The 22,887-nt window shown below is 44.3% G+C and carries 19 protein-coding genes; 7 read left to right on the plus strand and 12 right to left on the minus strand.

Annotated features, from left to right (window positions below; genetic code table 11):
- Nucleotides 1-24: 24 nt before the first annotated feature.
- Nucleotides 25-1,203, minus strand: coding sequence for a MalY/PatB family protein (locus tag HCZ42_RS15230; protein WP_167421502.1), 1,179 nt, complete (start codon nt 1,201-1,203; stop codon nt 25-27).
- 72 nt (nt 1,204-1,275) lie between these two features.
- Complete coding sequence (gene malX / locus HCZ42_RS15235; protein ID WP_167421503.1) at nt 1,276-2,847, minus strand: maltose/glucose-specific PTS transporter subunit IIBC; 1,572 nt, start codon at nt 2,845-2,847, stop codon at nt 1,276-1,278.
- A gap of 235 nt (nt 2,848-3,082) precedes the next feature.
- On the opposite strand from malX, the gene malI reads away from it, so the two are divergent.
- Nucleotides 3,083-4,105, plus strand: a complete 1,023-nt coding sequence (gene malI, locus HCZ42_RS15240; RefSeq protein ID WP_167421504.1) for a Mal regulon transcriptional regulator MalI — start codon at nt 3,083-3,085, stop codon at nt 4,103-4,105.
- A 62-nt stretch (nt 4,106-4,167) separates the two neighbouring features.
- On the opposite strand, the gene HCZ42_RS15245 is transcribed toward malI, so the two are convergent.
- The 4 genes from HCZ42_RS15245 to HCZ42_RS15260 form a co-directional block, all read right to left on the minus strand.
- Entirely contained in the window at nt 4,168-4,677 is a 510-nt protein-coding gene (locus HCZ42_RS15245; RefSeq protein ID WP_167421505.1) for a GNAT family N-acetyltransferase, read from the minus strand.
- 152 nt (nt 4,678-4,829) lie between these two features.
- Nucleotides 4,830-5,447, minus strand: coding sequence for an HAD family hydrolase (locus HCZ42_RS15250; protein ID WP_167421506.1), 618 nt, complete (start codon nt 5,445-5,447; stop codon nt 4,830-4,832).
- Nucleotides 5,448-5,578: 131 nt separating this feature from the next.
- On the minus strand, nt 5,579-6,052 hold the full coding sequence (locus tag HCZ42_RS15255; RefSeq protein WP_167421507.1) for a GNAT family N-acetyltransferase: 474 nt from the start codon (nt 6,050-6,052) through the stop codon (nt 5,579-5,581).
- 1,309 nt (nt 6,053-7,361) lie between these two features.
- On the minus strand, nt 7,362-7,556 hold the full coding sequence (locus tag HCZ42_RS15260; RefSeq protein WP_254868978.1) for a transcriptional regulator: 195 nt from the start codon (nt 7,554-7,556) through the stop codon (nt 7,362-7,364).
- 555 nt (nt 7,557-8,111) lie between these two features.
- On the opposite strand from HCZ42_RS15260, the gene HCZ42_RS15265 reads away from it, so the two are divergent.
- The 3 genes from HCZ42_RS15265 (at nt 8,112) to HCZ42_RS15275 (ending at nt 11,915) form a co-directional block, all read left to right on the plus strand.
- On the plus strand, nt 8,112-9,032 hold the full coding sequence (locus HCZ42_RS15265; RefSeq protein ID WP_217702298.1) for a hypothetical protein: 921 nt from the start codon (nt 8,112-8,114) through the stop codon (nt 9,030-9,032).
- 98 nt (nt 9,033-9,130) lie between these two features.
- Nucleotides 9,131-10,417, plus strand: a complete 1,287-nt coding sequence (locus HCZ42_RS15270) for a hypothetical protein (protein WP_167421509.1) — start codon at nt 9,131-9,133, stop codon at nt 10,415-10,417.
- A 112-nt stretch (nt 10,418-10,529) separates the two neighbouring features.
- Nucleotides 10,530-11,915, plus strand: coding sequence for a M24 family metallopeptidase (locus HCZ42_RS15275; protein ID WP_167421510.1), 1,386 nt, complete (start codon nt 10,530-10,532; stop codon nt 11,913-11,915).
- A gap of 360 nt (nt 11,916-12,275) precedes the next feature.
- Here HCZ42_RS15275 and HCZ42_RS15280 read toward each other — a convergent pair whose 3' ends face one another.
- The 6 genes from HCZ42_RS15280 to aspT form a co-directional block, all read right to left on the minus strand.
- A complete protein-coding gene (locus tag HCZ42_RS15280) occupies nt 12,276-13,442 on the minus strand; it encodes a BamA/TamA family outer membrane protein (protein ID WP_167421511.1) in 1,167 nt (388 codons plus the stop codon).
- Between the two features lie 252 nt (nt 13,443-13,694).
- Nucleotides 13,695-14,606, minus strand: coding sequence for a LysR family transcriptional regulator (locus HCZ42_RS15285; RefSeq protein ID WP_167421512.1), 912 nt, complete (start codon nt 14,604-14,606; stop codon nt 13,695-13,697).
- Nucleotides 14,607-14,948: 342 nt separating this feature from the next.
- Nucleotides 14,949-16,118, minus strand: a complete 1,170-nt coding sequence (locus tag HCZ42_RS15290; protein ID WP_167421513.1) for a patatin-like phospholipase family protein — start codon at nt 16,116-16,118, stop codon at nt 14,949-14,951.
- 202 nt (nt 16,119-16,320) lie between these two features.
- Nucleotides 16,321-17,178 carry a pyridoxal kinase PdxY gene (gene pdxY / locus HCZ42_RS15295; protein ID WP_167421514.1) on the minus strand — a complete coding sequence of 286 codons (858 nt, stop codon included), beginning with the start codon at nt 17,176-17,178 and terminating at the stop codon, nt 16,321-16,323.
- Between the two features lie 124 nt (nt 17,179-17,302).
- Nucleotides 17,303-18,898, minus strand: a complete 1,596-nt coding sequence (locus HCZ42_RS15300) for a bifunctional aspartate transaminase/aspartate 4-decarboxylase (RefSeq protein WP_167421515.1) — start codon at nt 18,896-18,898, stop codon at nt 17,303-17,305.
- Nucleotides 18,899-18,993: 95 nt separating this feature from the next.
- Entirely contained in the window at nt 18,994-20,709 is a 1,716-nt protein-coding gene (gene aspT / locus HCZ42_RS15305) for an aspartate-alanine antiporter (RefSeq protein ID WP_167421516.1), read from the minus strand.
- A 426-nt stretch (nt 20,710-21,135) separates the two neighbouring features.
- Between aspT and HCZ42_RS15310 the strand changes: the two genes are divergently transcribed.
- From HCZ42_RS15310 to HCZ42_RS15320, 3 genes are all read left to right on the plus strand, one after another.
- On the plus strand, nt 21,136-21,348 hold the full coding sequence (locus tag HCZ42_RS15310; protein WP_167421517.1) for a DUF1656 domain-containing protein: 213 nt from the start codon (nt 21,136-21,138) through the stop codon (nt 21,346-21,348).
- A gap of 10 nt (nt 21,349-21,358) precedes the next feature.
- A complete protein-coding gene (locus tag HCZ42_RS15315; RefSeq protein WP_167421518.1) occupies nt 21,359-22,219 on the plus strand; it encodes an HlyD family secretion protein in 861 nt (286 codons plus the stop codon).
- A 13-nt stretch (nt 22,220-22,232) separates the two neighbouring features.
- Nucleotides 22,233-22,887, plus strand: a 655-nt coding sequence (locus tag HCZ42_RS15320) for an FUSC family protein (RefSeq protein WP_175579526.1), incomplete at its 3' end; no start/stop codon positions are given.

The following is a 22,887-nucleotide window of genomic DNA, read 5'->3' on the forward strand; positions in this document are numbered from 1 at the left end:
CTTAAACACTCCAAAATCTATCGTTTAACGCTGTAGTTCAATCGCTTTAATTAATGCGGTAAGGCCTTGCTCCACTTTTGAACGCGGACAACCAAGATTCAGGCGCAAGTAGCCCTGGCCGGACTCTCCGTACACTTCGCCAGACATGATGGCGACATCGAACCGTTCAATTAACGCTTGGCTAAGCCGCTGCATATCCAAATTCAAAGGGGATAGATCTATCCAAGCTAAATAGGTCGCATCAGGCAGTTCGTATCGCACGTCAGGAAAAGTCTGTTGAAGCGTCTCTTGCACGTACTTATGGTTGGCTAACACGTAGTGATTGAGCGCATCAAGCCAATCGCCACCTTCGTTATACGCGGCCATCGTACCTAATACGCCCAATATTGAAGGTGACGAAAGGCCGTCAACCTCTTTGAGTTTGTGTAGGTAACGCTCTCGGTCTTGCTGGCTAGGAATAAACGCGTAAGCGCCGTTTAACGCAGGAATGTTGAACGACTTCGAAGCAGAAGTGACCAACGCCCAACTCTGAGATTGGCCAAAGCCGACATAAGGGGTATGCGGTTTAAAGCAAACATCCATATGGATCTCATCAGAGATGACTTTGACATTATGTTGTTCGCAGAGATCCGCTATAGTTTGTAGCTCGTTTTGGCTCCACACTCGCCCTGTTGGGTTATGAGGGCTGCATAATAACAGTACGGTATTATTGACGTCGGCTAGCTTGCTTTCTAGGTCTTGCCAATCAATTTCAAATCGGTCGTGTTTTTTTACCAGCGGACTGCGAATGCACTCCCTGCCCTGACCTGCAATCATTTTATCGAAAGCATCGTACGCCGGAGTATGGAACACCACCCCTTGACCAGCATCGCTCCATTGCTCAATCAGCTTAGAAACAATGTAGATAACAGACGGACCATACACCACGTGTTGCGTGTCAACATCGCAATCAAAACGCGCTTTGTACCAATGGCTGATCGCCGATTTAAAGTCGTCATGGTTCCAACGACTGTAACCTAACACCGGGTGCTCTAGTCGCTGTTTCAGCGTATTCAATACCGCTTCTGGCGCGGCGAAATCCATATCTGAAATAGTAAAAGGTAGCAGTCCTGACTTACCAAATCTGTCTTGCACGTAATCCCACTGTGTACAGTACGTACCTAAGCGGTCGATAGGCGTGTCAAAGTCGAAGTTCTGAGTCATACGAATCATCCAAGGTTAAGAACCCTCGACACTGTGGGGGAAAGAAGTGCCGAGGGGGAGCATCAATTGTGATTAGCTAGCAGACATAATGGCTTGCATTTCGTTCTTCACTAAGTGAACTTGCGTGCCAATCACTACTTGCAAGTTGTGATTGTCTAGCTTCACGACACCCAATGCGCCATTGGCTTTCAGTTTCGCATCGTCCACTAGGCTCATGTCTTTGACCGACATGCGTAAGCGCGTGATGCAGTTATCTAGTGCCGTGATGTTTTCTTTTCCACCAAGTGCCGCCAGTACCGCCGCGCCTTTACCAGATTCATTGATGAATGCCGCTTCAAGTTCTTTATCCACTTCTGCCGTATCGACTTCGCGGCCCGGTGTTTTCAAGTTGAACTTAGTGATCGCGAACTTGAACACTGAGTAGTAAATCACGAACCAAAGACCAGCCACCAGAGGAACCAGATACCACTTAGTCGCGGTACCTTGCAGAATACCGAACACCAAGAAATCAATAAGGTTGCCATCGGTGTTACCGATGGTGACGTCCAACATACCCATCAACATAAAACCAGCACCAGTCAGAATGGCGTGAATCAGGTACAGAACAGGCGCAACAAACAAGAACAGGAATTCTAATGGCTCAGTAATACCACCGACGACACACGCCACCACACCTGAGATAAGCAGTGCTTTGATCTTCGAGCGATTCTCCGGACGAGCACAGTGGTACATCGCCAAAGCTGCACCAGGTAGACCACCTAGGAAAGTTGGCATTTTACCTTGAGACAAGAACGCGGTAACTTCAGGTGTGAATGTGGTTGTCTCTGGGCAAGAAAGCTCTGAGTAGAAGATGTTCAGCGCGCCAGACACGGTCTGACCACAAACATCCATCGTACCGCCCGCTTCGGTGAAGCGAATCAAAGCAACCAGAATATGGTGAAGACCGATAGGAAGTAGCAGACGTTCACCAGTACCAAACAGCATTGGACCAAAATCGCCAGCCCCTTCAATCACATGACCAATGCCATTGATACCTGCGGCAAAGTACGGCCAAACGAACGGGATAAACACACCCACGACACCAAGCACAAGTGCTGAAATGATTGGCACAAAACGCGCACCGCCAAAGAACGCTAACGCATCAGGCATTTTAAATGTGTAGTAGCGTTGGTGAAGCTTAGCAACAATAATACCGACGATGACGGCACCAAGAATACCCGTATCAATAGACTCGATACCGATGATGCTTTTCACACCGTAAGCGGCACGCTCGGTTTCATCACCTAGTACGCCTGCGACAGTTAAGAAAAAGTTGATAGCAAGGTTGAACGCCGCATAGCCTACAAAGCCAGCAAAACCCGCGACGCCTTTCTCTTCGCGAGCTAAGCCAAGTGGAATCGCGACCGCAAACATGACAGGTAAATAGATAAAGGCAACCAAACCAATTTTGGTCATCCACATAAATAGATACTGAAGGAAGCGATTATCTAAGAAAGGGATCGCTTCTTTGATAGCGGCACTCGAAAACGAGCTACCGACACCCAAAAGAATGCCGGAAAATGCGAGCAACGCCACTGGTAACATGAATGTCTTGCCGAGGCTTTGCAAGAACTCCCAAATGGTCGATTTATTGGAACTAGACATATCGTGTCTCCAAAATTTGAGAACTTGTAGGGACGTGTACAACAGTTCTCTGCGTACACCATGCTTTGTATTTATGTTCACAATATACACTGATAAAGTTTTGATAAAACGTTTTACCAAAATATCTGTGATCGAGTTAAACAAGTTTCATCTGCGAGGGATAGCGCTTTTAAAATCAAGCTAATGAGGTTAAAGTTTGCTGATAAAACGTTTTTCTAATCGATAAAGTGAATCTATGTCTTCAAAAAAGGTGACCATTACAGAAGTTGCTAAACACGCCGGCGTGTCTGTTTCTACGGTGTCGATGGTGTTGGGTAATAAAGGACGGATCTCTACTGACACGATAGAAAAAGTGAATTTAGCCGTTGAAGAATTGGGTTACATACGCAATCGCGCAGCGGCAAACCTACGCTCTAGTTCGAGCGAAATCATCGGATTAATACTGAAAGACATCAGCGACCCCTACTACGCAGAAGTGGCTTCTGGTCTCAGCGAGGAAATAGAACAACAAGGCTATATGTTGTTCCTTGCTCAGAGCGGCGACAACCAAGAAAAATTCGAAAAATGCATATTAACTATGGCGCGCCAAGGCGTCGGTGGTATCGCGTTTTGCCCTTTGGGTGAAAACCAGCAATTCAATATCGAGAACCTCAAAGAACATAATTTACCTATGGTGTGTATCTCACGCGCGTCGGTAGACAAACAGATTGATTATGTTGGACCCGACAATATGTACGCGGCGAAGCTCGCCACCGAGCACCTTATCAAGCAAGGGCATAGAAGAATTGCCTATGTCGGCGGTGTGAGCAACTCATTATGCCGAGCAGAGCGTATCGGAGGATATTGCTCAACACTGATGCAATTTGGATTGCCATTTAAACCTGAATGGGTCGTTGAATGCGGCAAAAGCCAATCCTCTGCTGCGCAAGCGGTTCAAAACTTACTGATAGAGCAACCCCAAGTGACTGCAATTTTGTGTCACCATTCGTCAACCGCGCTAGGTGCTGTTTACGGAGTACACAGAGCCGGACGTTCGATTGGAAAAGATCAGTTTATCGGTGAGCAAGTTTCGGTGATCGGTTTTGATGACGTGGAAGAAGCAGAACTCACCGAGCCACCGCTCACTTTCGTCAACTCCAATGCGCGCGAAATGGGTCGACAAGCTGCCAAAAGACTGATCAATCAGCTTAAACATAAAGATAGCGAACCGTACAGCTTGATCCTGCCACCAAAGCTGATCGTACGTGAATCGGCTTAGGCAATTTAGTCACTTAGCGAGCTGGTTAGGCTCGCTTTTGTTTAAGCGTTTAAAGTGCTTGATTACACAGCAGGTTCTACATCCAATGCTTTCTCTAACCACATCGAACTGATGTACTGTCCGTTCTTCTGTGCGTACTCGTTGAAAACACCCACTTCTCTAAAGCCAAAGCGTTTGTGTAAAGCAATGGACGCGTCGTTGGGTAGCGCAACACCAGACAACACTCGATGAACACCAAAAGCGCTTATGGATGAAAACAGCTGAGCATACAACTTGGATCCGACGCCTTTCCCCTTGGCATCTGGTGCTAAATAAACTGACACTTCTACCGTACCATCAAAGGCTGACATCGCTCTGTACTGCTGAGAACACGCGAAACCCAACAGTTCTCCATTTTCTGTTGCGACATAAAGCTGGTACTTGCCGTCACTTGAGAATTGAGTGAACCACTTTTGCCGATTTCCCAGTGTAAATGGGGCTTCCTCAAAGCGAGCATGAGTATGTTCAATATAGAAATTAAAGATATCAGTGATACCTGCCACATCTGATAGCTTCCCTATTCTAATTTTCATGAAATATCCTTTTCTAATTGCGCTTTGTAACTTCCCGCTATGGTGTACCACCAATCCTAACCAACACTCCTTAAACACAAACCCCAACGCGAAGGCAAAAATGCTAGCGTTGGGATTCCTACTCAATCACCTATCATGTAAAAGAGTATTGATTAGAAAGATAAACCGAGTGCTTTCAAATCGTCTTCGCATTGGACTGCATTCTTGAATTGAACCCCAGCTATACCAACTGCCTTTGCGCCTTCAACATTATGTGGCATATCGTCGATAAATACGGTTTCCGAAGCATCTAACTTATATTGGGTGAGTAACGACTGATAGATTTCAGCTTGAGGTTTGAGCATCCCTAACTCCGCAGACACTGCCGCGCCATCAAACAAAGGCCAAAAAGTGTATTTAGCCTTAAGGTAAGAGACAATTTCATGGACATTGTCTGTTAGCGCATAAACGTTGTAGCCCGCCGACTTGACGCGCTTGAGGAGTTCTACAGAGCCAAAAATAAGGAGTTGTGTTTCTTTGACGTAGTAAAACAGACGTTCACACTCCAAATCAGATAACCCCAGTAGACGTTTGTACTGGGCTTTAGCCTCTGATTCAGAAATAGCCCCCTTATTCAACTCAAGCCAAGTTTCAGACTGAAAAATTAACTTTGCGGCTTGTTCCAGAGACTCAATTTCACCAAGAGTGAGCCTAACAATTTCTATGGGAGACCAACGAACAATTACGTTCCCGATATCAAAGACGACATTTTTGATGTGTGCTGAACCCATAGTTTTCTCCTTTCAACTAACGCCACGTTAAAGTGTGTAATGCCATACCAACGCTTAAGCACAACACCTAAAACACCGAATCCGAATACTGTAAAAGTGTAACCGGAGCTAAACCCTTCTTAGATGCTTTGTTATAAGTCTTTTTCATAACACTGTTCAAGCTGAACTTTACCCCACAATTCTCTTTCACTTTCTTCAACTAACTGAAAGCCATTACGTAGGTATAGTGACTTAGAAGCAGATAAACCTGCTACGGTCCACAGAATTACTTTGGAGTACCCTTGCTCTAAACAAAAGGTTAAAGCTTCATCAAGCAGTTTCTTTCCGAGTCCTTTACCACGAGCGACCGGATCAATAGAAAACCAACGAAGTTGCGCTATGGATTCAGATATCTCACATATACAAATTGAGCCAACTAACTTGCTGTCGATTTTAGCTAACCATATACGTTCTCGGTTACTGCTTCGTTTCACGAACTGAGCGAGCGGCTCAGCAACATACGCTTCAAAGGTAAAGTCATATCCGTATTCTTGTGAGTACAGCACCCCATGCTGTTGTACTATTTGTCCCAGATCACCTGGCACTAGCGTATTGGTAATAATCATTACTATTCCTTGTGATGATTTTGATTGGTGTGAAGCCAAGTACGATTATTAGCAAAGTAAACGTTGTTAGCAAAGCCCTATGCTCTTATTGAGCAAAACTGATTGAAGAGCATGACAGAACGAGTGACTTCACTCCAAACCTTTATAGCCCTAAATTCCAAAGATCATGATACAGAGAAGCGAGCCATTTAGGCTCGCTTTTGGTTTTAACATTTAATCTCGGGTTGCAGTAATTCTACTGACTGTTGTGCGATAACCCACTCTTCGTTCGTTGGCAGTTATTAGTGCAGCTTAGCCAGCAAACTTTTATACACAAACGTGTTAGTCCCTATAGGAATTTAACAGGTTACGAATTAGTTCATGTATTGGAAAATAAACTCCGTATTAAGTGGCCATCGACGTGTCCACCTAAACTAAACCGTTACACCGTAAACCAAAGCCCTATTTAAACTGAGAATGCCACCTGTTTCTAATCTTGTCTTAACACGTTGTCTGACTACTTAAAATTACGTACCCATTTTTTATTATCTTCAAATGAACACTTAATCTTCTTGGGTTTAGAATGTTCATTAACTGCTTTGGTGAAATCTGGCTTCGACAAACCAAGCTTGTTCTGAAGTTCTAGGTATAAAGAGGTTGGAAACTTTAAGGCTGTATATATTTTTGTTTCAAGTGAACTAGTCATTATTTTTGTTATTACAGTCGCAATTTTTTTGAGAACCCATGAAACTTTTGCACGTTTCCTTCGCCTTTCGGTAGGTCTTTTCGGGCAATCAATTTACTATCAAAAGTAAAGTCTTCGGATATTTTTACAATTAAAGCCTTGTTAAAGTTACCAGCACGTTTCACTTTTACTTGTTCTTTATTTTTTCAGGAGAGATAACTTTATCTCGATAAAGTCATATCCAAGCTTACCATCAGAACCTTGGGTATGTGGTTTATATCTCTTTATTCCGTATTCTATTTCGGAAAATAAGTCACCTAACTCCCCCAAATCTGTAAGTAGCGATTCGTCAATTTATAGAAGGATTCTGCATTATCTACCAAACTCTCAAAAATCGCCTTAAGCTCATAGTTGGCCTGAATATAGTTAAACAATACATAAACTGAACAGCTATCAGTCATATAAGCATTTAATTTCATATTAGTGGTATTAGATTAATTAAGACAAAGTCTGGCTTGTACGTTTATTGGAACTGGTAACTCTAGCAAGGAACGGGGCAGAAATAAGGCAGCCGCGCAACCTTCGATTTTCTAACCTTATGATTGTGAAAAACTTAACTATAGAGTTGCTTTTGTTTTATAGGATTTACCAATCTTCAGGGTCACGACGCTTCGCTTGCTCACGGCTTACAGCTTTGTCTTGAATATGTAGCTCAAGATCTAGTGATGACAGCAGGCGCATCAGACTTTCAATACTGGACGAAGCAGGAGCACGTTCAAGTTTCGATGCCGTTTTCTGTTTTAGACCAACAATGTCTCCGACTTTGGTTTGGTTTCGCATTTGATTCCTGCGTACATCACGCAAGTATATTCCCAGTTGCCTAGGACTTGTTATGAGCATATTTGCCCCCAAAGTAAATAACCCTACAGAGGATATTATCACTTTATCCCCTTGAGGGGTTAAAATTAATTTTACCCACGTACAGGGGTAATTATTCATAGCTAGAATTAAGAGGTTTAGTTGAGGTATAGCCGAACTACCTTCCGGAATTTTTTCCCGCTCTTCTATCGTTTAATTATCAATCTAAAAAGTCATCGAACCATGGTGGATAACAGCTTAGTTTTACCGATTCTAGTTACTTTCTTGTCACAAGGTTTAGGCGTAAAACGACGAAGACTCGTGCAACATAGGCGTGTTCAATATAATAAATATAAATTAACATGGATCAATATTAAGGGCGTTGATTTTATTTATATTGTATTTAAACAGCTGTATGAGATTGTATAAAATCTTATATTTTTTTAGTTAAGTTGGAAGGAGTTTAGAAGCCGAGAATCCACAAGCGAGGTTTAACTGACGCACATGAGTGTATAATTCAATTATAGGAATTACAGAATGTTCAAAGGAATACATTGTCTGTCGAAGGCTATATTTTTTAAGCGATTTACAACAAGGATGAAAAAAAGAAAAAAAGTACACAAATGTTACGCCTCCAGAAAAAGAATGCCGATTTTAAAAATAGTGAAGTGGCCGCAAGCCTGTGTTCTTTTTATCTCTCTTTTCTCATTACTACCTGCGACCGCACAGGATAACTCCGCCGACTTGGCCAAACAGTTGTCGAATCCGATCTCAAATCTGGTAAGCGTGCCATTTCAGTTTAACTGGGACACAGGTATTGGACCGAAAGAAGCCGACCGGGTCACACTCAACATTCAACCTGTGGTTCCTTTCTCTCTAAACGATGACTGGAATATCATTTCCCGAACTATTTTACAGGTCAATCACATCCAATCGACCGCTGACGGCGTGGATAGCGCCTTTGGCCTTGGCGATACGGTGCAATCACTTTTCTTTTCCCCTCAAAAACCGACCAATGGGGGCTGGATTACCGGTTTTGGCCCAGTCTTCATGTTGCCCACGGCTACTGACAACGCATTCAAGAGCAAACAGTGGGGATTGGGGCCGACAGCCGTTGCTCTACGCCAGCAAAACGGCTGGACCTATGGTGCACTGGCAAATCACCTTTGGGGAATAAATAACCCAAACGACAGAGAGAAAGTCAATGCTACCTTTTTACAACCTTTCGTCTCATACACTACGCCGGATGCTGTCACAGTCGCCTTGCTTACGGAGTCCACCTATGACTGGAAGTCAGAACAGTGGACGGTTCCCATTAATTTAGCGGTCAGTAAACTAACCAGCATTGGCGATCAAAAAGTCAGCTTTCAGCTTGGCGGACGTTACTACGCCACCGCACCGGATGGTGGTCCTGACTGGGGTCTACGATTCTCTGCCATATTCTTGTTTCCAAAGTAATTTAAGAAGCAGGTGAATCCAAGACAATCATTATTTGAGTTAGATAATAAAAGATAACTCTAATGAAACAATTAAGATAAAGACTAGGATAAAGACCAATGCACAACAAATTCATAGACCAACGGTCAGCGACCAATTGGCAACGAGTTTACAAGAGGATGGGTGCCTTGATCGGGGGAGTACTTCTCACTGGTTGCAGTACATTTGGGCCAGAGATCGTTCTTAACTCACACATCGAATATAATAAGGCCGTTGAGCAAGTGATCCAAGAGGAGCTTTTGCTCAACATTGTTCGTCGACGGTATTACGAAGCACCTCAATTTGTGACAGTTTCGAGCATCAGTTCAACCATGAGCACTACGGCCGGAGTTTCAGCAGGAGCTGCTTTCAGTGATGGCACACCCACAACGAGTAACGTAGGCGGCAATCTCGGCTTTTCTGATTCACCAACTATCACCATCACGCCCCGTCAGGGCAATGAGATACTTGGTCCCTTGACCGCACGGATGAGTGTTAACACGCTCGCCAAAATGTCTAATGCCGGCTATCGGTTTGATTTTCTTCTTAAATTAACAGCCGAGGGTGTGACTGGCGTGCGCGGACCACAAGCCGGTGTCGGTACCGATTTTCGCCCTGGCGACCCTGAATACATCGAGCTTATCCAAGCAATAGGGCGGCTCATTGACAAGGGCCAACTTGTTGTTGGGACGTTCAGCTGGAATGATCCCTACGGCGATATTACCTATGACCGCGATCAAATCACGGTTGAGAACCAGTTAACCGCTATCGCTCTTGGTGGTGGTACAGGTCGCTTCCGCAGCTACGATGGCGGCAAGACCTATTACTTCACCGATAAAAACAACTATCCAGCCATGTGGATTGAGCCTGATGCGCGAACATCCGGTGACGGCCAGCGTGTAATTGAGCTTCTCAATCTGCAGCCCACTCCGTTAAAGCGAGTTTGGACCTTTGCACCTAGCAGAGTTGTCAACGGTACAGACTTCGAAAACGTGCCGAACGACCCAAGACCAGAAATCAAAATGCGGATGCGCTCATTCTACTCAGTGATGAACTTGCTTGCCTACGGCATCGATGTGCCCGCCAAGGACACTGAGGAAGGTCGAGCCTTCACCAAGGCTTCATACGACCAAGCGGTTCTTGATGGACGCGCGTTTGATCTGTCTGACAAGTTCGTCATTCACTCAAGTAGCGAGCGCCCGGAACATGCTTTCGTTGCCGTTAAGCACCGTGGCAGTTGGTTCTATGTGGATGATCGGGATCACGTGTCCAAGCGCTTCTTCAATGGGATTTACGACATCTTCAACATGGAGGTAGTGTCTTCTGGTGGCAGCGGCGGACCGATCTTGGCGTTACCCGTAAAATAGCGCTGATAATTTGGCAGTACAACAGAAATAGTTCTATTGAGGAGACAAGTCCGCCTCTTCTCGTATGAATAGATACTGTTTTATTTTAATCATAGAAAAGGAAATGTTTACGATGGAAATTAGTAGAAGACAGTTTGGTGCGTTAGCTGGTTTATCTGCGGCTGGCTTTGCTCTTCCGGGACGACTTGCCCAAGCTAAAACAGACGAGAAAGAACTCACACGCCAATTTACAGCTCCGCCTGCAGGTAAAAATATTCACCCATTACTGGCCAAGCGTGATCAGCAGGCTATATTGGGCCGCATTCAAAGCCTGATGAAGCGTGATGGTATTGGCGCACTCATTGTTGTCAAGCCTGAAAATATCGCTTATTCCACAGGCTACGTATCAAGATTCGCCTACATGGGCGGTGTTCCAGCCGGATCTCAAGCCGTCGCGGTTATTCCAGCGAATGGCAATGCACACTTGTTCATCAACTTGATGGAAAGTGATGATGCGCCAAGAATGACTAACAATGTTGATGTTTCGCCTATGCCGGGTTTCGTGTTCGTCGACGATGGAACACCAGAGTCGCGCAAGGAACGTAGCGCGACTATTGACCCATTGGCCGGATTCAAAGATGCATTGAAGGCTGCCCAAGATATGGCAGGCAACGGTAAGCTCGGTATTGAGAAAGGTGCGTTGCTTGGTGGACTTATTGGTTATCTAAACAGCCAAGTAAAACAAGAACTGTCAGTGGACTCTGACAGCTTGCTATTTGAAGCCCGTTTGATCAAGACACCATGGGAAATTGATATGATGCGCATGGCCGCGCAGCACATGGAGCGCGTCCAGGCTCGTGTGGCTCAACAGCTTGAGCCCGGCATGAATGCACTGATGCTCGAAAATATGATTATGTCGGCAGGTTGGGCAGAAGATAAAGAATTCTCCATGTCCAGAATGGCTTTCCAGATCGGCATTGGACCATATTGGGGCGTATCTGGTACGAATCGAAATTATGTGATTAAAAAGGGTGATCTTATGCGTATTGACGGCGGCGGTACCCATTTTGGGTACATCTCCGACATCACGCGCACCTGGGCCGTTGGCGGCTCACCAAGTGCCAAGCATGAAGAAACATACGACGCTTTGTATGCAGGGTTCCTCAAGGGGAAATCATTGCTCAAACCAGGCGTGAAAATGTCAGAAGTGTATGCTGAATTGCGTGCAGAAGTAGAAAAGTCTAAAATCTTTCCTAACTACGCTCGAGGCCACATGGGGCACAGCATAAGTCTTTCTCCATTGCTTGAGGACCATCCCCTGTTCGCACCTGGTTTTGATGTTGTATTCGAACCAGGTATGGTTGTGAGTTTAGAGACCTCCTATATGGCAGCAGCGGGTGCTTATGCACCGGGTCCGTATAATATTGAGGACTCCTTTGCTATTACTGAAAATGGTCACGAGGCTTTCACTACGGTACCAACTTCCTTAATATGGGATGGTAGCCTTCCTGCTCGATAGGGATTCATTCTCCGGCGGTATTTTCTCCGCTTTGCGAGAAAATACCTTGGAATGATGATGTGGAGTAAAAAACTTTCTACTGCTTCCTAGTGCCGAACAGTTAAGACTTTAATTGCTGGATCAGTTGAATGCTCCTACCTGTATGTAAAAATCCGATGGACCCTGTTTATCGGATTTTTTATGCACGCTTCTCGGCTTTGTCGCTTAATCCATACAACTAAATCAATAAGTTACGACCTAATCTGGCTGCAAGCATTAATCGTCGTAGCCTCATGCCTTAGCCTCGTTACAAAACAATCAACTGGAAGCAGTACAATAAAGTGAATAGCCACCTTTTCGTTAGACTGACTCGGAGGCTAATCAAAAGCCACTGCCTACATTGAAATAGATAGCACTTTCTTCATCACTCATCGCATAGTCCATGCCTATGTGTAGACCATATCGACGAGCAATTTGATAACGAAAGCCTACGCCACCAGCATTAACTTGGCTATCTTGTTCATCGCCACTACGTTGGGTCGCTTGACCCGCGCCATAAAACCCACTCACTTTCCAACGATGGTTAATGCTGTAAGTAAGTTGAGCTTGCAAGGTCTCGATTTCATCACCTTGGTAACGGTATGAAGAAACACCCCGCAGTGCGACATACGGCTTTGCAGTCGGTGACACCATAGAATCTTTCTGCTCAAAATTTTGGTAGTTGCCAGCCAAACCTAACGTCCATTTTTCCGCAATCGGGATGTAGGCTTCTGCATCAAGGTTAAAAGTACGGTAATTATAATCACTGCCTAAAGCATCATCATAAATCATATAGTCAGCAGTCACTTTATACCCTTTGCTAGGGTAAAAGAGATTATCGCGAGTATCGTATTCAGCGAGCACACCTAACCCAGACGTTACAGTTTCACTTCCAAGGGTCAGTTGCATGACCTTATCTATCCACTTGCTATCCGATTCCACTTTAGACTTCGCCAACATTTGTTTTACACCAAGCATTAATGGCGTATCGGCAACGCGAAATTGCACTTTTTGAGCCAGCACTGCGACCGATGTTTTGGTTCCAAATTTGATTTCCTTCTCAATCGGGCCAAAGGAGATGTGTTTATACAAATCCAAATTAGCCACCCCAACACCAACACCACCTACATAGCGAATAGAGTCATTAAGCCAAGAGCGTCGGTGTCCACCAAACGCAAACCAAGTACCATTCTCAGTACCTAATGCGCCTGCGACAGTCATTGCACTCGGCACGAGCTGCGCTCCTCCATCTATTGCTGATAACGCCGCTTGTTTTCTTTTGTTTTTTTCTTCTTGCGTTTCATGCAAAAACAAACCAGCGACACCACCTCCATATCCGATAGCTGGTTCGGTAATTAGGATAGGTATTGGTAAAAAACCATGAGCATTCTCTGCAATGTGATGCCCCATGTCGAACTGTCCATCAACCGGATCATAGAAAGAGGCAAGTGACGAGCATGATAGCAATGCAGAAAGAGAAATAAGCGCCCCGCGGTATCGGCGATTCATAAAGTTAACCCTCAGATAAAAAAGCCGGGTAACTGAACCCGGCTGAAAAATCTGCTTCCGTGCAGCGTTCATATGGTAAAAACACTTTTTGCTCTGAGCTTACCCATAGAGCGAGACTAGAATAAGCCCAAAAAGGGATACCTCACACTCCTGTATAGAGGGTGAAATCCATCAAAACTCGAACTTATAGTTAACTGAAACGAAAACAAGGTTCTAATTGAACCTTGTTAAAAATTTGGATGAGTCTATGAGTTAACGACGGAGACCGTCTTCAAATCGCTTGCGATAATTGTTTATCACGGTGAGTAACGACTTTTTGATATCGACAATTTGTTTGGAATGTGGACACCAAAGCGCGAAGCCAAACTTGAAGCCTTCTAGCATCTCATCGGCTTCGACTGGTTCAATGGCGTGATTGGCAAACTCAGTGTTTGCTAATGTTTTAGGAAGTAGCGCCCAACCCAAACCAGCTTCTACCATCTTTATCACCAGAGCAAGTTGATCGACTTCTTCATTGTCTGAGCTGTAAATGATTTTCTCTGCCATGCCTTCTTCAACAAAAGATCGCAATACAAATTGCTTGCTGTTTTTCAGAGCTACCAGGACTTCATTTTTCTCCAACCTAGAGAGCTCTCCACCTTTTTGAACAAAAGGGAAAAACTCGAAATGCCCAAGGAAGGTAGCATCAAAGCTATACATCGCCTGACGATCATGAACATTAACGATACCAAAATGGTATTCGCCACTATCTATGCCTCTTTTGATGTCCTGTTTATTCCTAACAAAAAAGTTCACGCGCATTAGCGGAAAATCGCGAAGCAATTGCTGGCGGATTTCAACCAAAGCGCGATGAGGAATCACACTAGAATAAGCGATATTGACGCTTTCTAATCCACCATAAGAGAGGCTTAGCGCCAATTTATCGAAAGTGCGCGCTTGCTCGATAGTTAGTTTAGCGTAATGGTAAAGAAGGTGACCATCTTCTGTTGGCTCTACCGAACGTCCTACTCGTTCAAACAAGTTGACCGCAAGTTGATCTTCAAGGTTAGTAATCACCTGCCCTATCGTGGTTCGGTGCTTATTGAGTTTGATCGCGGCTTTGCTAAACGAGAGTTGTTCATAAACAGTCACGAACGCGAGAAGTTGTTCAAAACTAAAGTTCATAGGTTGCGCTTACTTTTTAGAGTTATTTAATTGAAATATAATAGCATTACTCGTTTGTAACAGTAACAAGCTGCGTTTGAACTCCTTCTCGTCTGCATAAAAAAAACCTACTAAAGTTAGTAGGTTTTTTTCATCTTAGTTGTACTCGACCGCAACGTAACTCGAGTTCTCATCCATCATGATAAAGGCAATACCTTCTTGTTTGATTGCAGAGAGTTATTGCATGTCACTATCCACTTTTTTGCTGGTCAAGATGGACACCACTTTGTACGAGTGCAGTAGCGGAAGCAGTGAGCATCATTAGTGTTATAGCGGCTTTATTCATGGTGTTGTTTTCCTGTATTAAGGAAGTTCAGTCACCCAAATTTGACCCTGAGTGGCTTTTTTGAATCCATATTCGTAAATCGTCAGCAAGTAGTGTGGGTCGAACATGTCGTTCGTCTCTTTTGCGTATCCGAAATCTCGGTCGATATAGGTAAACTGCATCTCAATATCGTTGTTTTCACTAATGTATTTCATGCGATACAAATCACCACGTGTTTGGGCTAACGTAAGGCTTTCGACACTTTTCGATACGAGGTCAAAACCTTTGTCTTTTAGTGGTCGATAAGGAGCCTTCAGTGCACCGTTCCGAATCACATCCAGCTGCGGAGTCTTTTCTAACCCTAATGCCTCCGAGATTTGGCGGTAGTTAAAGTTAGACGGATTAAAGAACACTTGAGCCGCGAGGCCACCGTCTACGTGCAACTCTTCTAATGTTTCTTCTCCATACTCAACATCGATAAATTGCGGAGGGAAGACACCTGGAATCGATGCACTCGCTGCAAGCACTTTGTATATCAATTCCGATTTGTCCGCTAAGTCACTATTCGCAATAGCGCCAATGTTCCAAATCACCAATTCGCCAGAATCAAAATGGGTACTGCCGATAAAAAGGCGCTTTCCATTGCGATGTTGCTGTGCCATCGCTTCGATCATTGGCTCTGGGTACGCGTTTGCAATGAAATCATAAAGGGTTTCACCATCTGTAAAGGCGTCCTTAAATAGTGTGTTTAAGAAGTTCTTTTTACCCAACACGCTTTTATCGTTGATGTTGAGCATGACCTCTTTCATCTTTGGCATCGCTTCGCCACCGGTGAAAACAAACGGGGCAATTAAGGCTCCCGCACTGATCCCCGTGATGATGGAGTAATCTTTCAGTTCACCTGTCTCTTGTAAGCCCATCAAAACACCTGCTCCGTATGCACCATTTACGCCGCCACCTGATAACGCCAAAATATTGAGTTGTTCACCCGTCACTTTGATCGGTGTGGTTTTATTGTGCGTCGAATAGAGAAAATCGGGCGCTTCATTGGCCCAGATGCGAAATGGTTCTTGTGGTGTTGAACTGGCAAGCTCGACATCTTTATAGTTGCTCTGAGAAACGCGCACATCCAGCGTATGTGGTGAACTGCACGCCACTACCAATAGCGAGAGCGCTACAGTCACACCAGAGGAAATTAAACGATTCATAATTAGTCTCATTTAATGTTCTCTGATGCATGACCAGAGACTCAATTTGAAGTTAATGGGGTCAAAATGAAGTCCGTTTCTTTGTATAGAGGTACTATAGCTACGCGCATCAAAAAACCGTAATCACGAATGTAGGATGCTATCCATCAATGCAATGACGACTCGTTTCTATAGTGTGTCGCTAAACTCCTATACTGTTGCGCTAAGCAATTTTCACGATGTTGAACTCATGAGTCGGCTCGACAAATTCATATTGAGCGTTGATCGTCTGCAGTTCCCATGTGCCATAGTCTTTAGTGATTTCTAATACGCCATAAACTGCATTGTGAGCGTGACGAAATGACGTAACTGGAGACATATTCTTCACCAAACAAGAAGTAAAAATGGCGGAAATCAAATCCCCGACACCGACCGGTTGCAAATCAAAGTCAATGCTTGGACGCTGGGCCAAATAACATGCTTTCGGCATCGCTAGAATCATACTGAAAGCACCATCCGTTAATGCATGAAGGTGTTTCACCAGCACCATTTTCGGTCCCAGATCCAAAGCTTTTTTACAAGCGGTGACCGCATCATAAATTGAGTCTATTTTCACGCCGGTCAACTCACTCAATTCAAACTGGTTTGGAATAATCACATCAGCGATGGGCAACAAGTTTTGTCTGATAGCCTCTTTGACACCATCTTCTACAATGCAGCCCTTATCTGGGTCACCCATGACAGGGTCACACACATAGAGTGCGCTGTGGTTACGGTCCTTTACCAAACTTACCGCTTCAGCAACCGCTCGACATTGGTCTGCGCTGCCTTGATAGCCGGACAATACCGCGCCACATTCACTGAGTTTTTCAATGTTGTCTAAACCACGCATTAATGAACGAATATCATCAGAACCAAATTTTTGTCCCGTCCAACCTTGTTGATATTGTGTGTGATTAGAGAATTGAACCGTATGAATTGGCCATACCTCGAGCCCCATTCTTTGCATTGGGAAGACAGCGGAGCTATTACCTGCGTGGCCATAGACCACATGAGATTGAATAGAAATAATACTTTTCATAAGTCACTCTTAGTTACGAAATTTGTTAGCTTGGCGACCAAATAAACACAATGTACGACACTGTGCTTATTTGGTCGGAATAGCCTCGACAACGCCGAGGCTTATTCTTATTGGGCTAGATTAATTAGCCTTGGAACTCGGCAAAGTACTCATCCAACACTTTGCGCGTTGCTCGACCAATGAGCTCGTATTCGTGGTGAGTAAGGTTTGCCAGGGAGACTCGAACAGATGCGTGTACTACATCGAAACCTTTGCCCGGGAGTAAGATAACGCCGGTTTCATGTGCAAGGCGGAACAGGAAGTCTTTGCCCTTTTCGCTCGCTTTGAACCATTCAACGAAGGCTGGTCCATACAATTTCCCACCCAGAGTGTCGAGCTCAAGCAGTGTGTAGTAGTCCACACGATCTTTGTTTTCTTCAATTTCTACACCCATGTTTTTGTACAGGGTTTTGTAACGCTCACGGATGATGCGTTTGCATGCTGCTTTGTAGTTTTGCTCTGAGTCCATTAGGCAGTTCAGAGCGAACAGTGCCATTTGAACTTGTTGAGGAAGCGACAAACCTGCCGTGTGGTTAAGTGCAACGCTGCGGCTATCTGCTACGATACGGTCAATAAACTTGATTTCACGAGGTTCCGGAGTTAGCGTTTTGTAACGATCGTCCAACTCAAGTTGACGTGTTTCTGGAAGGCTGCGCATTGCGTCGTCAAACACGTTGTTGTGCTGAATCGCAATCGAGCCCAGACGCCAGCCTGTTGCACCGAAGTATTTAGAGAACGAATATACACAAAGCGTGTTGTATGGCAGTTTCGCAAACAGTGATACAAAATCGTCTGCAAACGTGCCGTAGACGTCATCAGTAATGATGAATAAATCACTGCGTTGCTCATTGACGAAGTTCGTTAAGTTATCTAGCGTCTCATCCGAGAATTTTACTGATGCTGGGTTCGCAGGATTAACGACACAAAGCAGTTTGATGTCTGTATCCGCCAGTTTCTGGATTTCAGACATTGGTAGCTGCCATGTTGTCTCATCAAGGCGTAACTCAACAACCTCCAATTCATATTCAGAAAGCTCCGGGATCTCTAAATAAGGAGTAAAGATTGGCGTGATCAAAGCAACTTTATCGCCTTTTTTGATTAGACCGTTGTTAAACATCGTTTGGAACGTGTAAGTCATTGATGCGGTGCCACCTTCCGTTGCAAACAGATCGAAATCTGTTGTGATCGGCATAGGACCATACATTTCTTCCGCGATGTACTGCTTCACGACGGTTTCAATATTTGTCAGCATGCGAGGTGGCACTGGGTAGTTACACGCTAGGTATGCGTTAACCAGTTCATTTAAGAATGCTTGCTTCTGTAGACCTAGACGGTCTTTTGCATAGCTCAGCGACTTTTCGATAAACTGCACACCTTGGTCTTGCTTATTATTGCTCGCAAACGTGTCAAAACGTTCAACGATACCCATTCCATCTGGAATGCCACCAAAGCCACCATCAAGGTATGAATAGGTACGCTCTGCTTCCATCACCGCGAATTCACCTAAACGAATAAATGCCTTACGTGGTAGTGTCGCTAAAAAATTTGGGTTACCACGACCTGCATCTAATAAAATGCGGTCAGGAACAGTTTGTGCCACTTCAATGAGTTTGTCTTTTAATTCAAATGGGCTTAAATCTGCAAACTTTGAAAAATCAATCGTTGTATTTTGCGTGGTCATAATATTTACCTTAATCTATTATTTACTGAAATTTGGATAATACTTCCCCTATCGCCTAATTAATTAGGCGATAAGATTTTTCTAATTTATTTAAATTACATGCCTGCGTTTAAAGTAATAATGCCGACAATAATTGGTCCCCATAGGGTGAGCAGTACATTGGCTACTGCATAAGTCACGGTGAATGAGAATACCGGTGTTGCGTTACCTGTTTTTTCCATTAAAGCAGCGAATGCTGGGTTCGCACTTCGTCCACCCGTAACACAACCTAATGCTTCAACTGGGTTCTTAATCTTCAATACAAAGTATGAGAAGAAGAACGAAATAAACTGAGGAATGATGGTGACTGCCATACCTAAGAACAACAGAGACATGCCGTGTTCTTTAATGGTGTCGACCGCTTGAGGGCCAGCCTCAAGACCAACAATACCCACAAATGCTGCCAAACCGAAATCTCGAATGAAGTTCGCCGCACCTGCAGGGAACTGAGCAACGTGTGGATTACGGCTGCGTAACCAACCAACAATCAATCCAGAGATCAAGCAACCTGCACCAGAACCAATCGTGACGGGAATACCGGCAATCTTAAAGCTGATAAGACCAATAAGCAGACCAAGCACCATACCCATACCAAGAACAATGAAGTCCGTCATAGTTGCAGAGCCCATGCGTTGACCGATGTTTTTCTCAACGCGATTGATGTCTTTTGCAGTACCCGTAAGCTGGATGACGTCGTTTTTCTTCACCACAAGGTCTGGTGTCATTTCGATTGAACTACCTTCACGAATGTAATCCGTCACATAGATACCACGCATGGAGCCTTGATTTGATGCTTCTTTGATCTCTTGCAGTGACTTACCAATCAGTTTGCGGTTGTCAGCAATCAATTGGCGGTTTTCTTCAATAACTTCATAGCCTTCTGGTAGCACAATCTCGTTGTCTGCCAAACCATCTTGCAACTGATGTACCGCATTGCGACGACCAGTGACAACAATGACGTCGCCTTCTTTCAGCGCGGTGTATTTGTCCACCTCTAGCACTTTGCCATCGCGTTGAATTAACTCAATACAAGCCGCCAACGACTGTTGGTTTAGCTGAGCTAAGGTTTTACCTGCTAGCCCGCCATCTTTGCTCACCTTAAATGCTCGTGTAACCAATGCCGTTACTGCATTGAATTCGCCCGGTGCTAGCTCGTGCTTGCCATTCGAGTTTTTCTCCTCTAGAGCAATCGCTTCTGCTCGGATATCCCACTTCATCAATGTTGGGAATACCCACGTCACCATAAGAATTGGACCAAGCGAACCAAAGATGTACGTAACTGCGTAGCCTACTGCGACGTTGGTCTGCATTAGGTGCTTCGCTTCTTCTGTCACACCGCCAAGACGTGCGATCGCATCACCAGCTGTACCTATGATTGCCGATTGGGTCAAACCACCCGCTGCTAGGCCTGCTGCCGTGCCTCTATCTAGGTCGAACATCCAAGCTGCTGCTAGTACACAAAGTAGGCCAGAAACCGTCATCACTACAGCAGAAAGTAGAATATTGATGGTTCGGAAGTTCAATGCTTTGAAGAACTGCGCGCCACCCTGATAACCTACTGCGTAAATAAAGAGCGCAAAGAAAATGCTTTTTACGCCGGGATCAATATGAACACCAAATTGCCCAATAATTACACCCATTAATAATGTTCCGGCAACACCGCCAAGAACAAATCGACCAATGGTAATTTTACCTACCATATAACCTAGAGAGAGCGTAATAAAGAGAGCAACAAATGGTGCCATTTCAAATAGATTAGAAATAATTTCCATGACAATTTTACTCTTGCTAATAAATATAGGACTAAAATAATCTAACGAATAATCTGTCACTCATATTTGTTGGATCATTTAATTTAAAAAGCATCTCGCTTGCTTCGAAGTGAATATTAGGAACAAAATCTCACAACTCGTAATCCTATTTGAAGGATGAAATCATCACTTCGCGTATTAAAGAATAAGCATTGAAGGAAAATTGTTTAAAATTGAATGAGTTAGGTCTATTCAATGAACGTAAGATAAATCAGAAAATAATTTTATTTTTATTTTCGCCCTCCGAAAAACCATTTCGTTGCACAATTCCCTCTATATAACGCATCACATCTTTGTTTTGATGGATTAAGCCCTACAAATGCGATTATCACCGTTGTCATCATTTGCCTTATCTTTCCATTCATCAAGTTAATAGAGAAAAGCACCATGAACTCAATGCCACATGAACTCGTATGGGGTGAAGTCTACTTCCCCCCCTTGTTACTGGTGATCACATTGGCTTACATGCTCACCATTTTGGTTGGAACCGTTGCGACAAAACTGGGGTTCCACAAATACGTAGCATTTCCTGCGCTCGCTGAGCTGAGTCTAATTGTGATTTTTACTGGCGTTATTGGCCGATTCATTACCATTTTTTGAGGCAAATCCCGTGATAAAACGTTATCTCATCACACTGTTATTACTGTGTTCCGCTGGCACCGTGATTTTCAGCTACTACCAATCATACACAAACAACCCTTGGACTAGAGATGGTCAGGTCAGCGCGCACATCGTTTCGATAACGCCCCGTGTAACAGGACAAGTCATTAACGTGTATGCCGAAGACAACTCGCAAGTGAAACAAGGCGACTTATTGTTTGAGATCGACCCAAGTATCTATAAAGCGTCGTACCACAAAGCTTTGGCGACAAAAAGGCAAGCTGTTGCTCTGTTAGCAAAAGCAAAAAACGAAGAACAGCGTGCACTCAATTTAGAGAAGCGCACACCTGGGGCTGTGCCAGTATTAACACTGAACAACCTAAACAATGCGGTAGAAACGGCGGTTGCCAACGTAGAACTCGCGAAAGCCAATGTTGAAGAAGCAAAGTTGAACCTCGATTACACCAAGGTTTATGCACCAACCAACGGTTACATTACCAACCTGAACTTACGAGTAGGCTCTCAAGTCGTGGCGAACTCTCCGGTTGTGGCTTTAATTGATGAAGACAGTTTCTGGGTAGAAGGTTACTTCAAAGAAACGGACTTAGTGGGCGTTAATCCTCAAGATACTGCTTACGTGACTTTGATGATGCACAACGATGTGCAACTGAAAGGTGAAATCAAAAGTATTGGCTACGGTATTGCGAAACAAGACGGCAGTACGGGTCAGGCTCTCCTACCTAATGTGAATCCTAACTTCCAATGGATACGCCTAGCTCAACGTATTCCAATTAAGGTAAAGCTAGATGAACTGCCAGACAACCTACAGTTGCGCGTTGGAATGACCGCTTCTATTAAAATCATTAAGTAATTAGGTGATTGTTATGTTCAACCCCTCAACCAAAGAAGCGATCAAAGCTGCGCTATCCATTGTTATCGCAATCTGCCTTGCCTTCTGGTTTCAATGGGAGAAACCTTATTGGTCAGCCATCGCTGTCGCGGTAATGGCGTTGAATGAAAGCTTCGCTCACTCGATAAACAAAGGCCATAACCGGTTGCGTGGAACTTTATTGGGTACCGGTTATGCCTTTTTCCTTATCGCGATGTTCTCTCAAGACCGTTTTTTGTTTCTCACCTTTTTCACTTTGTTTCTAGGTATGTGCATTTATATGTCGAGTGACAAAAAATATGGCGATGTATTTACCGTCGGTTTTTCAGTGTGTTCCATCATCGCCTGTATGGGAGGATTTGATAACCAAGCAACGTTCCACTTCGCTGTACTGCGTATGCAAGAAACCATTCTTGGCGTAATCACGTTCTCTATGGTGTACCGCTTAGTATGGCCAGTTAACACCGAACAGAACTTCATTCACCGCTTTGAGACAAGCCGTGAGATTTTGCTCAACGCCATGAAAACGCCCAACCAAATTGATATCAAAGCACTGGAAACCAACACCGCTAACATAGAGAAATTGTTCCAACTGCTCGGCTTACCGCTTACTGGTGCCTACTACTTGAAAGAGCATCGTCAATTATGGC

The organism is Vibrio hepatarius (assembly GCF_011806575.1).
GTDB lineage: Bacteria > Pseudomonadota > Gammaproteobacteria > Enterobacterales > Vibrionaceae > Vibrio > Vibrio hepatarius_A.